The 12,737-nt window shown below is 50.1% G+C and carries 15 protein-coding genes; 8 read left to right on the top strand and 7 right to left on the bottom strand.

Annotated features, from left to right (window positions below):
• Window positions 1-46: 46 nt before the first annotated feature.
• The 3 genes from efp to Pelsub_RS10130 form a co-directional block, all read right to left on the bottom strand.
• A complete protein-coding gene (gene efp / locus Pelsub_RS10140; RefSeq protein ID WP_116223854.1) occupies window positions 47-610 on the bottom strand; it encodes an elongation factor P in 564 nt (187 codons plus the stop codon).
• A 203-nt stretch (window positions 611-813) separates the two neighbouring features.
• Window positions 814-1,371: a ribosome hibernation-promoting factor, HPF/YfiA family gene (gene hpf / locus Pelsub_RS10135; protein WP_116223855.1), complete on the bottom strand. Its 558-nt coding sequence runs from the start codon at window positions 1,369-1,371 to the stop codon at window positions 814-816.
• Window positions 1,355-2,077 (bottom strand): ComF family protein, encoded by a 723-nt coding sequence (locus Pelsub_RS10130; RefSeq protein WP_158675070.1) that lies wholly within the window; start codon window positions 2,075-2,077, stop codon window positions 1,355-1,357. The genes hpf and Pelsub_RS10130 overlap by 17 nt, the downstream gene beginning before the upstream one ends.
• A 438-nt stretch (window positions 2,078-2,515) precedes the next feature.
• On the opposite strand from Pelsub_RS10130, the gene Pelsub_RS10125 reads away from it, so the two are divergent.
• The 4 genes from Pelsub_RS10125 to sucD all read left to right on the top strand — a co-directional run bounded on the left by Pelsub_RS10125 (window position 2,516) and on the right by sucD (window position 6,225).
• A complete protein-coding gene (locus Pelsub_RS10125; protein WP_116223857.1) occupies window positions 2,516-3,049 on the top strand; it encodes a hypothetical protein in 534 nt (177 codons plus the stop codon).
• A 29-nt stretch (window positions 3,050-3,078) separates the two neighbouring features.
• Window positions 3,079-4,125: an SPFH domain-containing protein gene (locus Pelsub_RS10120; protein ID WP_116223858.1), complete on the top strand. Its 1,047-nt coding sequence runs from the start codon at window positions 3,079-3,081 to the stop codon at window positions 4,123-4,125.
• A 91-nt stretch (window positions 4,126-4,216) separates the two neighbouring features.
• On the top strand, window positions 4,217-5,359 hold the full coding sequence (sucC, locus tag Pelsub_RS10115; RefSeq protein WP_116223859.1) for an ADP-forming succinate--CoA ligase subunit beta: 1,143 nt from the start codon (window positions 4,217-4,219) through the stop codon (window positions 5,357-5,359).
• Complete coding sequence (gene sucD, locus Pelsub_RS10110) at window positions 5,356-6,225, top strand: succinate--CoA ligase subunit alpha (protein ID WP_116223860.1); 870 nt, start codon at window positions 5,356-5,358, stop codon at window positions 6,223-6,225. The genes sucC and sucD overlap by 4 nt, the downstream gene beginning before the upstream one ends.
• Window positions 6,226-6,231: 6 nt before the next feature.
• Here the strand turns inward: sucD and acpP are convergent, their stop codons facing one another.
• A complete protein-coding gene (gene acpP / locus Pelsub_RS10105; RefSeq protein ID WP_116223861.1) occupies window positions 6,232-6,465 on the bottom strand; it encodes an acyl carrier protein in 234 nt (77 codons plus the stop codon).
• Between the two features lie 70 nt (window positions 6,466-6,535).
• Between acpP and fni the strand changes: the two genes are divergently transcribed.
• Both fni and folE read left to right on the top strand, forming a co-directional pair.
• Window positions 6,536-7,561, top strand: coding sequence for a type 2 isopentenyl-diphosphate Delta-isomerase (gene fni / locus Pelsub_RS10100; protein ID WP_116224991.1), 1,026 nt, complete (start codon window positions 6,536-6,538; stop codon window positions 7,559-7,561).
• Window positions 7,562-7,686: 125 nt separating this feature from the next.
• On the top strand, window positions 7,687-8,340 hold the full coding sequence (gene folE, locus Pelsub_RS10095) for a GTP cyclohydrolase I FolE (protein ID WP_116223862.1): 654 nt from the start codon (window positions 7,687-7,689) through the stop codon (window positions 8,338-8,340).
• 9 nt (window positions 8,341-8,349) lie between these two features.
• On the opposite strand, the gene folK is transcribed toward folE, so the two are convergent.
• The 3 genes from folK to Pelsub_RS10080 are packed head-to-tail and all read right to left on the bottom strand — an operon-like array spanning window position 8,350 to window position 9,932.
• A complete protein-coding gene (folK, locus tag Pelsub_RS10090; RefSeq protein ID WP_116223863.1) occupies window positions 8,350-8,817 on the bottom strand; it encodes a 2-amino-4-hydroxy-6-hydroxymethyldihydropteridine diphosphokinase in 468 nt (155 codons plus the stop codon).
• Window positions 8,807-9,169 (bottom strand): dihydroneopterin aldolase, encoded by a 363-nt coding sequence (gene folB, locus Pelsub_RS10085; RefSeq protein ID WP_116223864.1) that lies wholly within the window; start codon window positions 9,167-9,169, stop codon window positions 8,807-8,809. Before folB ends, folK begins: the two co-directional genes overlap by 11 nt.
• A gap of 34 nt (window positions 9,170-9,203) precedes the next feature.
• The gene (locus tag Pelsub_RS10080) at window positions 9,204-9,932 is read right to left on the bottom strand and encodes an SDR family NAD(P)-dependent oxidoreductase (RefSeq protein WP_116223865.1); all 729 of its coding nucleotides are present in this window, start codon (window positions 9,930-9,932) and stop codon (window positions 9,204-9,206) included.
• Between the two features lie 131 nt (window positions 9,933-10,063).
• On the opposite strand from Pelsub_RS10080, the gene Pelsub_RS10075 reads away from it, so the two are divergent.
• Window positions 10,064-10,270 (top strand): heavy-metal-associated domain-containing protein, encoded by a 207-nt coding sequence (locus Pelsub_RS10075; protein ID WP_116223866.1) that lies wholly within the window; start codon window positions 10,064-10,066, stop codon window positions 10,268-10,270.
• Window positions 10,271-10,302: 32 nt separating this feature from the next.
• On the top strand, window positions 10,303-12,732 hold the full coding sequence (locus Pelsub_RS10070) for a heavy metal translocating P-type ATPase (RefSeq protein ID WP_116223867.1): 2,430 nt from the start codon (window positions 10,303-10,305) through the stop codon (window positions 12,730-12,732).
• Window positions 12,733-12,737 lie beyond the last annotated feature (5 nt).

Here is a 12,737-nt window from a genome sequence, read left to right as displayed (position 1 = left end):
ACAGTTCATATATGTAAAAACCCGCTATGGAAGCGGGTTTTTGATTTTACTCTTGAACGCGGGTAACGTAGTCCCCTGTTTCGGTATTCACCCGGATGACATCGCCTTCTTCGACGAAATTGGGCGTGCTGACCTCAGCGCCGGTTTCAACCACTACCTTCTTGGTTACACCTGTGGCAGTGTCGCCGCGCACGGCATTTTCGGCTTTTACGACCAACAGATCCACATTCATGGGCAGTTCAACATCCAAAGGCTCGTTTTCGTATAAAGTCAGTTTGACTTCTACGCCTTCTTTCAGGAAGATGGCCGGGTCGCCGATGACACTGCGCTGGATGGCCGGCTGTTCAAAGGTTTGCATGTCCATAAAGTAGAAGAGATCGCCATCGGCGTACAGGAACTGCACGTTGTGGAAATCCAAGCGGACATCCTGTACGCGCTCGCCCGAACCGAAAGTTTTTTCGATGGTGGCGCCGGTGCGCAGGTTGCGCGCTTTGATGCGGATGGTTGCCGAGCCGCGTCCGGGCTTGTTGTGATGGTAGTCAAGCACTTTGAAGAGCTGGTTATCCAGTTCGAAAGTAACACCTTTTCTTAATTCATTAACATCAATCATATAAGTTTTCCTCTAATGTAAATTAACGGATGTATTATAGTATAGACGCACGATAACAGGCAAGGAAAAGGCGGAGGGTCTTCCTCCGCCTGCATTTATTAACCAAACGAATGTTAAGCTTTTTGAAGCACAATTCAACAGCCCGTGCAAGGTTCCGGGCAGGTGCTCAGTACACTGAGCCCATCGATGTGCGCTTTAAATACCTAGCCTAATTTGGGCTGGATAATGCCGTAAGTACCATCACGACGTTTGTAGAGTACATTGATGGAACTGGTTTGGGCATTATAGAAGATAAAGAAATCCTCGTGTCCCAGCAGGTTCATCTGCTCGATAGCTTCCATTTCATCCATAGGCGCCAGGGTAAAGGTTTTCCGGCGAGCTATCAAAGGCTGAACATCTTCCACCTCTTCTTCCTCCATCATAATATCCTCTGCCATGGATGAAGTTGGGCGGTTGCTGTATTTTTTTCCTTTATAGCGCTCAATCTGCCGTTCAATTTTATCGATGACCATGTCGATGGCCGGTTTGATCTCAATGGCGCGTTCCTCCGCCCGTAATATGAAGCCGCGCCCGCGCAGGGTGATTTGCGCTACAAAGCGGCAATCCGCTTCGCGGGTGGTTTTCACATAAGCCAGGTCGATGCGGGTTTCATCAATTTGATCGAGGTAGCGTTCCAGACGGGGGATCTTTTTATCTATATACTCCTTAAGATTATCGGTAAGGTCCATATTCTTTACAAAAATATCAACTTTGTCGTTCATTACTTACCTCCGTAAAAATTGGATTTGAGATAGGGTGGTGATCGGTACGAGCAACGGTGAAACAAAAAATCTTTTCAGCCTCTGCTGCATGCAGGGCTTTGGCGCAAGCGTTTAGAGTGGCGCCGGTTGTGGCGATGTCATCAATCAGTAGAACAGCTTTCCCCCGGCAAAAGGCGGGGTCAGCAGTGAATGCGTTCACCATGTTCTGCCTACGTTCATCGGCATTCAGGCCGACCTGGGAGTGTGTTTCGCGGACGCGGATGAGCAGCTCATTGGAATAGGGGATTTTCAGCTTTGCCGCAACTTTTTCAGCAATCAACGCGGATTGGTTGTAGCCGCGCTCGTGCTGCCGCCGGCGGCCGAGGGGGACTGCGGTTATCCAATCAACCTTCGGCTCCCAGGTTGAAATAGCACTGGTAATGGGTTTAACCAGGTATGGAATCAGGCCAAGTTTGCGTTCGAATTTAATACCGGTAACCATACTGCGGACGGCTCCTTCATACAATGCCCAGGATTTTAATTGGTCATAAGTGGGAGGATCGGTTTGACAATTCGGGCAGAGCGATCCTCGCTCAATTAATTTTCCGCAGGTAACACAGGTAAGTTGACCGGATAGCAGTCTTATGGATTCCCAACAAGCGGGGCAAATCTCCTCTCCGATTTGACCGCAGCCGCAGCAGAAAGGCGGGAAGACCCAATCAAGCACTCTCCATAATAATCCCCTTGTTTCTATGGATGTATTTATGCTTGATTTCGCTAAAAGCATTTCCCGTACCCTTTCTTTTGGAACGTGAGAAGTGCCTGAAAATATTTGTTATACGTTTTGCAGTGATTCCTGTATAAAATTATTAATCGCCGGGCCGAATAACTTGGCGACAATCATGACGAATAAAATAACAATCACGACAATTAGAAAATATTCAATGAATCCCTGACCTGCTTTATATTGGTGGGGAGGCTGCATTGAAATTACTCCTTTCATCGTTTTTTCCAGTATATATCAAACCCGAAAGGATATGCAACTATTTCGATATTTTTACGTAAATCTTACATAGGAACAATCAATTTATGACAAGATTGATTGTGTTTGAAAAGATTTTCGCTATAATCTTAATATACGAAAAAGAGGATTTGGAGGATAAATATGAACGACATCTTGCAGCGAGTGACCGGCGAGCATGATTTCTTTAAGAATATTCTTGAGAAAATTCCCGGATTTAAAGGGTACGTTGAGCGGGAGGACCGCCGGGCGGCCGACAAATTAGTCCGCGAAAATGTAGCGGATGAATTTGAACGGTTGTGGGGCCGCATCTCCGCGCTGCAGCGCGAGGTCATTTCGAATGGTGAACTGGATAAAATCGATGATTTGGAATCCGCTTCATTGAAACTGCGCCAGTTTATCGATCGGGTTCGCACGGCTTCCTATGGGTATGCCGGTTTCTTTGACGCTGTAAAAGTGAACACGGAAGAACTGGACCAGATTTACCAATATGACGCGCAGCTGCTCGAGTTGGGCACCCAGGTTTCCAACGCAATTGATAACGTGGAAGCTTCTTTTGGCACCGACGGACTGCCGGCTGCCATCCGCCACCTGGTGAGCGTGGCGCAGGAAAGCGTGGACGCCTATAACAGCCGTGATCAAATTATCGTCAATATGTCCGCGGATACAGCCGCGTAATTCCCAAAAATATTATCAGGAGAAATAAAATGGCAAGGATTTTTGATGTTGTTGAATACGCAAATGAGATGCAGGATGAGCTGGTGCACCGCTTCCCGGAGCAAGGGATCGCTGATCTGCGCATCGGTTCACAGGTCATCGTGCGTGAATCGCAAAAAGCTGTCTTTTTCAGGGACGGCAAAGCGTTGGATGTATTTGGCCCCGGCCGGCACACAATCGCTACCGCGAATATTCCCCTGCTGATTGATTTTGTTGGGAAGGCTTTTAACAATCGGACGCCTTTTACGGCCGAAGTTTATTACGTCTCCGTGAAGGATTTCGCGGATCGCAAATGGGGCACCCCGCAACCGATCATCGTACGCAATCCGGGCATGGGCTTGGGCGTGGCGCTGCTGCAGGGTTTCGGTACCTACAGCTACCAAATCAAAGACGCGCAACAGTTTGTCACCCAGTTGGTGGGCGCCAAAGGCGCTTATACCACCGATGAAATCGAGAACCGCCTGCGCATCATGCTGCTCTCCAAACTGCAGGACCTGTTGGGAGAGACCACCGGAACGAAATCCGTTTTGGACTTGATCGGTTTGACGGAAGAATTAGGCGCGGGTGTGCGTGCCAAGGCACAGGATGATTTTGCTGCCATCGGTTTGCTGCTGAAATCCTTCTATATCGGCAACCTGAAGCCTTCCGACAAATCCGCAGAAGAATTGCGCTCGATGGGTATGCTGGATATGGCAACCTACACCCAACTGCAGGCAGCCGACGCCTTACGCGACGCTGCTCAGAACCCCAGCGGCGGAGCCGGTCTGACAGCCGGAATTGGCGCTGGTATGGGCCTGGGCAATGTGATTTCGGAATCGCTGAAAAATGTTTCCGGCGGCAACAGCGGGGCAGCTAATGGCGGAGCAGCCATGAACGGTATGCCGGATGTGATGACCCCCGGCGACGCGGCCAAGATTTTGCAGGTCTCCGAAGAGGACATTTTGGCAGCCATCAACGATAAATCACTGAAAGCCAAGAAGATCGGCAACGCTTACCGCATCAGCAAGGAATCGCTGGAAGAATTCCTGCGCGGATAATCATAACCAGATGTATACAAGCCCGATGACATTCATCGGGCTTTTTTTATGTACGGGCTGTTATAATTCACATTGGTTACAATAAACACTCATGCGAATACAAGAATACCAGTCCAAACGCATTTTCTCCCATTATGGGATTCCCATACCCAAGGGCAGAGTGGCAATCAACGCCATAATCGCCGACCATATTTACGAAGAGTTGAAACCGGATGTTGTCATCAAGGCGCAGGTACTGACCAGCGGCCGGGGCAAAGCAGGCGGTATTCGGCTGGCGAAATCGGCCGAGCAGGTGGAGCAAATCACCAACGATATTCTCGGCCTTACTATCAAGGGTATGCCGGTAAAAAAAATTCTGGTTGAGGAAGCTGTAAAAATCGATCAGGAATACTTTATTGCCATTATCACGGACAAGGATGCAGGCATGCCGGCGTTGATGGCATCCAAATACGGCGGAATGGACATTGAAGACGCCGTCCGTGAAAATTCCTCCGCAATATACACGTTACCGATCGATCCACTGGCAGGGCTGCTCGAATTTCAGGTTCGCAGCGCAGCATTGGCCGTGGAATTACCCAAACAGCTATGGAATGACTTTGCCGATATTGTCCTGGCTTTGTGGAAACTGTATGAGGAAAACGACGCAGACTCGGTTGAAATCAATCCACTGGTGATTTCCGAGGGAGATAAATTAATCGCGCTGGATGCCAAGGTAAACATCGACGATAACGCGATTTATCGCCATCCGGAATTAACAGAATATTTTGATCTTGAAGAAGAAGACCGTATGGAATACCAGGCTAAGAAATATGGTCTCTCTTATGTGAAGTTGGATGGTGATATCGGCTGTATGGTGAATGGAGCAGGGTTGGCCATGGCAACGCTGGATTTATTAAGCGACCAGGGCGGCAAACCCGCCAATTTCCTGGATATCGGCGGGGGGGCTAACTCCGAAAAAGTATCATCTGGATTAAAAATTCTGATGCAGGATGAGCGCGTCAAAGTCATCCTGATCAATATTTTCGGCGGTATTACTCGCTGCGATGAGGTTGCCAAAGGGCTGCTTTCTGTTTTCAATAATACAACCATTGAGCTGCCGGTTGTGATTCGCCTGGCGGGTACGAATGCCGTTGAAGGGCTGGAAATGCTCAAGAACAGCGGGTTGATCGTAGTTGAAAATATCGGTGAAGCAGCGCGCATCAGCGTTCAGCTTTCCACAGGGAGCAAGAAATGAGCATCCTGGTAAGAAGCGATATATCGGTACTGGTGCAGGGCATCACCGGGAAAGAAGGCCATTTCCACGCCCAAAAAATGATCAGCTATGGCACACGCATTGTGGCAGGCGTAACGCCCGGCAAGGGCGGCGATTGGGTGATGGACGGGAAAATCCCGGTTTTCGATTCGGTAAAAACGGCTATTGAAGCAACGGGTGCCGAAGCCAGCGTTATTTTTGTGCCGGCCGACCATGCCGCTGATGCAATTTATGAAGCGGTGGAAGCGCAGCTTCGTTACGTGTTTTGCGTAACCGAAGGCATTCCCATGCAGGACATGATGCGCATCAAACGTTATATGCAGACCAGCGAAACACAGTTGATCGGGCCGAATTCACCAGGGCTGCTCTCACCCGGTAAAATTAAACTGGGCATCATTCCCGGAGAAGTTGCCAAACCAGGCAACATCGGGGTGATTTCCCGTTCGGGTACGCTGACTTATGAAATCGTGAATGAACTCAGCAAAGCAGGCGCGGGGATTTCAACCTGCATCGGGATTGGCGGCGATCCAATCCTCGGGACAGGCTACCCGGAATTGCTGGAACTGTTTGAGGCGGATCCCGAAACCGAGAAAATATTAATCATCGGTGAAATTGGCGGCAGGTTTGAAGAAAACGCGGTGCGGTATATTTCCCAACATAACACAAAGCCTGTGTATGCGTATATTGTGGGGAAATCGGCACCTGAAGGCCGCCGTATGGGGCATGCAGGTGCCATAATTGAAAAAAGAGCAGGGTCAGCCGCCTACAAGAATGAGTTGATCAAAAATGCAGGCATCCGGCTGGCATCTTCAATTGAAGAAATCCCGGCTCTTTTATTAAAGTCGTAACGCTGATTATTTTACTTTTTCGATATAGGTTACTGCATCCTTCACGCTCTTGATCTGACGCGCATCCTCATCGGAAATTGACAGGTCGAATTTTTCGCAGAGACCGTCAATCAGGAAAAACTGATCCATTGAATCCGCTTTCAAATCTTCAATGAAACGCGTTTCCACGGTTACTTCTTTCGGATCGATCTTCATAACATCTACAATAACTTCTTTTACGCCTTCAAGTACGTCACTCATCTACGACCTCCTCATGGATATTCTGGATTATTATATTATTAAAACTAATTCTACCGAGTATACTTTTAAAATGCCCGACAATACCAACATTCAAAAGCGAAAAGCCGACCACATCAGTATTAATCTGAATCATGATGTGGAATCCAGCCTGAAAAACGGACTGGAAGCCTTCCATTTCCGGCATAACGCGCTGCCGGATATCAACTTCAAGGATGTCGATTGTACAACGGAAATCTTCGGACGTAAATTGGAGATTCCATTGCTGATCTCGTCCATGACCGGCGGGACGGAGCAAGCCAGGCAGATTAACCGTAGTCTGGCCGGGGCTGCGCAGCGCTATCACTTGGCTATGGGAGTGGGCTCGCAGCGGGTTGGCATCGAACAACCGGAATTGATGGACACTTTTAAAGTACGTGAAATTGCGCCGGATATTCTGCTATTCGCAAATTTGGGCGCAATTCAATTAAATTACACATATAGCATTGAACACTGCCGGGCAGCCGTGGATACGCTGGAAGCGGATGTCTTAATTCTGCATCTGAACGCGCTGCAGGAAGCCCTGATGGACGACGGCAATACCGACTTCAAAGGGCTGCTGGGAAAAATTGAACAAGTCTGCAAGCAGTTACCTGTGCCGGTGGTAGTGAAGGAAGTGGGTTGGGGCATCAGCGCGGAGATTGCCAAGCGTCTGGTGGAAGTTGGCGTACGGGGTATCGATGTGGCCGGAGCGGGGGGAACCTCATGGTCGGAAGTGGAAAAACACCGCAGCCCAACTGAAATCGGCCGGCAGACAGCCGCAGCATTCAAAGGTTGGGGACTTCCCACGGCACAAGCACTGCAGGAAGTGCATACTGCTTTGCCTGAAACAATGCTGATTGCTTCCGGAGGCATCCGCGATGGGGTCGAAGGCGCCAAGTGCCTGGCATTGGGCGCGGACCTGGTGGGCATGGCGCGGACTTTCCTGCAGGCTGTTTCCGAATCGGAAGGTGCATTGGATGAGCGCATAGCCATTTTTGAACGGCAGCTGCGGGTGTGCATGTTCGCAGTTGGCGCGGAAAATCTGGCGGAATTGACCCACGATAAATTGGCCGTCTGAATCAGGCTCAAATCGGTCCCTCTCTTACAACCCATTTAATTAATGTTAATCATCCTATAATATAAAAAAGGTAGCATTTCATTTAAAAATCATCGAATTTAGCGGAAGTTGAATTTAGGAGAAAAATGAACGATAAAAAACTGGAAAATTGTGAGGATTCACCGGTATACGAAGCCGCTGAATTATTCTGTGATTCGGAAATTGATTTTCAGGCTATTGAAAAATCAGTCAAGGAAATATTAAGCGCAGTCGGCGAGGATCCGGAACGGGAAGGTTTGCTGGCAACACCCGGACGGGTTGCGCGCGCTTACGGCGAGCTTTTGGAAGGTTACCGCACAGATCCGATAAAACTGGTCAACAACGCGACCTTCACGGCTAATTACGATGATATGGTCATTGTGCGGGATATCGAGTTTTACAGCTTGTGCGAGCATCACATGCTGCCCTTCATCGGGCGCGCGCATGTGGCTTACATGCCCAAAGGGCAGGTGATCGGTCTGTCCAAGATACCGCGTATTGTGGATATGTTTTCAAGGCGCCTGCAAATTCAGGAAAGGATGACCCGTCAAATAGCGGATTTTCTGAATACCTTGCTGGAGCCGCGCGGAGTGGCGGTGGTAGTGGAAGCGGTGCATTTATGCGGCATGATCCGCGGGGTGCGCAAACACGACTCCCGTATGACCACCTCGTCCATGCTGGGCGCTTTCCGCAACAACGAAGCTACCCGCATGGAATTCCTGGATAACATTTCCCGCGGCGCTAAACCGCTGGAATTCTAAATTGAAGAATTAGACGAATTCAAAAGGCTCAGCGAAAGCTGAGCTTTTTAATTGGGAAGCCACTTCGGAAAGAGGCAGCGCAGTTCGCGGGTGGGGCAGCGCGGGCAGCAATTCGGCAATTGGCAATGCCATAAACGCTTTGGTCCATAAGCCTTCATCCAGCACGCGGTTGTTGAAAATGATCAGGTCGACGTCGATGGTGCGAGGGGCGTTCTTGTCCGCCGTGCGCACCCGGCCGAGCCGGTTTTCGATCGGCTGCACCAGTTCGGATTTGATGGCGGAAATCTCTAAATCAGTGGCTATTTCCAAAGCAACGTTTAAAAAATTCGGCCCGCTGCTGCCGACCGCTTCGGTTTCCCAAACAGCGGAACGCCGCAATATCTGCGTGTTCTGCTGAAAGAAATCCAAAGCACTGCGAATGTTCTTTTCGCGCTGGATATTCGATCCTAATAAGAGAATGGCGCGGTTATTTTCCATCCTGCTTTTCACGGGTGATCTCTACGCCAACGGAACGGGAGAATCGTACTGCTCCGGGCTTCTCCACTTTGACTTCCACTTTTTCAACCCCAGGCATATCCAGACAGATAGCGGCTATATCGTTTGCCAGGGCTTCCACGGTGTAGCGGGCAGTACTTTCCACGTGCGCGATAATGGCCTTTGCGACCGTGCGGTAATTTACGCAGTACTGGATGTCGTCCGTTTCCGCGCCTTTACGAATGTTGGCGTACATAACCACACTGACGACAATGTCCTGTTTACTGGCGCGTTCTCTCTCAGAAACACCGATAACACCCCGAATCAACAGATCTTCAATAAAAATTTTATCCATTAAACCTAATATTCCTCTCAGATTTTATTCTTCTTTATACCAGGTGGCGGCCGCCGTCCAGATGGATGATTTCTCCGGTAATGTATTCCGGCCCGGTTAATAAAAATAGCATGGCTTCGTTCAGCTCTTCCAGTTTGGCCCAACGGCCGGCCGGCACAGGTTCAATAATCTTATCTTCGTTGCCGCCGTCGGAAGGCGGCAGGATCGCTCCCAGGGCCAGCGCGTTCACCTGAATGTGGGGCGCTAAAATAACAGCCAGGGATTGGGTCATGGCTGCCAGTGCGGATTTGGAAATGGTATAAGCAAAGTGATCCTTGCCGGGGCGCAGAGCACGCCAGTCGACGATATTGATAATACGGCCGGGCTGTTTGCCTAATTTGCGCGCGAAAGACTGGCTCAACAGGAAAGGCATGGTCAGGTTGATGTCCATGTGACGGTTCCAGACTGCCAGCGATGTATCCGCGAATTTGACCGGTTCGAAAATGGCCGCGTTGTTAATTAGCGCATACCAACCGGATTCGGCTTCCAATTGGCGCTCAAAAGCTGTGATTGCCTCGCTTGGATTAGAAAGATCAGCTTGGATGATTTCCGCCGAGCCGCCCAGTTCTTTAATCTCGCCTGCCAGCTGCCGGGCTTCCTCCGCCGAATGTCCATGGTGGATAACGACCGAAGCGCCTGCCTTGGCGCAGGTAAGCGCGAATTGGCGTCCCAGGCGCCGGGCTGCTCCGGTGATAATAACCCTCTTGCCGTGTAAATTATCCATAATCTAATTTTATCTTACTGATTTAACCATGACTGTCAATGGAAATAGATGAAATATTAATAAGGTTTTAACCGAGAATAAGTTATAAAAGTATAATAATAATCATAATAAAACAGATTGGAGTAAAAAGCATGACTACCAAAGAATTTAACGTTCCCAGCATTCACTGCAAACACTGCGTCCACACAATTGAAATGGAATTAGCCGACATGGACGGCGTGAAATCCGTTAAAGGCGACCTGGATTCGAAGAAAGTTGTGGTCGAATTCGACCAACCGGCGACAGTAGAGAGCATCACCGATACACTCAAGGAAATCAATTACCCGCCGGAAGATTAAATAGCCACCCAATGACTCATCAAGGATGAAACATGTCAGAAACCAAGCAAGTGATATTACCGATCAAGGGGATGACCTGCGCCAACTGCGTTGCGACCATTGAGCGTAATGTTAAAAAAGTGGATGGGGTTCAGGACACCGTAGTAAACCTGTCCTCTGAAAAAGCTACCATCGGGTATGACGCAAGCAAGACTAACCTGGATACCGTAATCGCACGCATCCGGCGTGCCGGTTATGACGTGGCGCAGGCGGAAGGGGAGTTCGTGATCAAGCGTATCGCCGATTCCGTGGATGCTCAGCGCCTGGAAGGAACCTTGAAAAGTTATGAAGGTATTCTGGATGTCTCCATCAATTTATCCACCGAAAAAGCCACGGTTCAATACATCCCTACGCTGATCAACCAGGCCAATATCCGCGATTTGATCAAGAAAGCCGGATTTGAGGCAGTAATCCTGGGAGACGAAGCCGAAGACGCGGAAGCCGAGGCACGAGAAAAAGAAATCCGCAAACAACGCAATTTGTTGATATTGGGGCTGATCTTCACGATACCTTTATTCCTGCTCTCGATGGGCAGGGACTTTGGACTGGTTCCGGCGGCTGTCGGCCACCAAAGCTGGTTCAACTGGCTGTTATTTGCACTGGCAACCCCGGTACAGTTCATCGTCGGCGCGCAATATTATGAAGGCGCCTACAAATCGCTGCGCAACGGCAGCGCCAATATGGATGTGCTGGTGGCAATGGGCTCATCGGTAGCCTACCTGTATTCCATCCCGATCATGCTGGGATGGCTAAGCGGGCACGTCTATTTTGAAACTGCAGCGGTCATTATCACATTGATTCGCCTGGGCAAGTTCCTGGAGGCACGCGCCAAAGGGCATACCTCGGACGCGATCAAGAAACTGCTCAACCTGAAAGCCAAGAGCGCGCATGTAATCCGCGATGGGCAGGAAGTTGAAATCAAGGTTGAAGAAGTCAAAGCCGGCGACGTGGTCATCACACGGCCGGGAGAAAAGATCGCGGTGGACGGTGTGATTCTGGACGGCAGCACCAGCGTGGATGAATCCATGTTGACCGGAGAGTCGCTGCCGGTAGAAAAAAGCATCGGCGATACCGTGATTGGGGGAACACTCAACAAAATGGGCATGATTCGCTTTGAAGCCACCAAGGTCGGCAAAGAGACCGCGCTGGCGCAGATTGTCAAACTGGTCGAACAAGCCCAGGGCAGCAAGGCGCCCATCCAGAAATTGGCGGACAGCGTTTCGGCTGTCTTCGTGCCGGTGGTGCTGGCGCTGGCTTTAATCACCTTCCTGGTCTGGTATTACTTGGTACCCCGCTTTGCCACGGCGGCAGACGTGAATATCTTTACGCGCGCGCTGATCAACGCGGTTTCCGTGCTGGTGATCGCCTGCCCATGCGCCATGGGGCTAGCCACACCCACGGCAGTGATGGTCGGCACCGGCAAGGGCGCCGAGATGGGCATTCTGTTCAAATCAGCGGATGCGTTGGAACGGGCCGGCAAGGTGGACACGATTGTGCTGGATAAAACCGGCACGATTACCAAAGGTCAACCGGAAGTACGGCGCATTGTTACTGTTCAGAAAGACCTGACCGAAAACGAGCTGCTGCGTCTGGCTGCCAGTGTGGAAAGCGCCAGCGAACACCCTTTGGGAGAAGCGTTGGTGGCGGAAGCCGGAAATCGCGCTATCCAGCTGGTAATTCCTGAAAAATTCAGCGCCAAAGCCGGCGTGGGAGTTCAAGCAATCATCGATGATCATGAGGTTCAGGTTGGCAGCCGGCGGTTGCTGGATGAACTTGATATTTCCAGCGAAGCCATTCAAACTGTGTTAACTGAAATTGAAGCGGAAGCCCAAACGGCCATTGTGGCGGTTTCGGATGGAAAGGTTTTAGGCGTGTTTGGTGTAGCAGACAGCATTAGAGCCAGTTCACAAAAAGCTATTGAACATCTACGCGCGCTTGGATTAAAAACCATCATGTTGACGGGCGACAATGCCAAGACAGCGGAAGTTATTGCGAAACAAGCAGGTTTGGATCAGTTCATTGCAGAAGTTCTGCCGCAGGACAAGGCTGACACAATCAAGAAATTACAGGATGAAGGCAAGATCGTCGCCATGGTAGGGGACGGTGTAAACGACGCCCCGGCACTGGCGCAGGCCGATGTGGGCCTGGCGATCGGCACCGGTACGGATGTCGCCGTGGCTTCCGCACCCATTACATTGCTGGGCAGCGACTTGGATGGTGCGGTGAAAGCGATTAGGTTATCGCGCAAAACTGTCCAGAAGATTAAACAGAACCTGTTCTGGGCGTTTTTCTATAATGTAATTTTGATCCCTGCGGCCGCGCTGGGTTACCTGAACCCGATGTTGGCCGCCAGCGCGATGGCATTCAGCTCCGTGTTTGTGGTGACCAACAGTTTGCGTTTGAAGAATGCCAAGATTGGCTGATTTGT

Source organism: Pelolinea submarina (genome assembly GCF_003966975.1).
Taxonomy (GTDB): domain Bacteria; phylum Chloroflexota; class Anaerolineae; order Anaerolineales; family Anaerolineaceae; genus Pelolinea; species Pelolinea submarina.
This window is presented reverse-complemented; position numbering and strand designations above follow the sequence as displayed.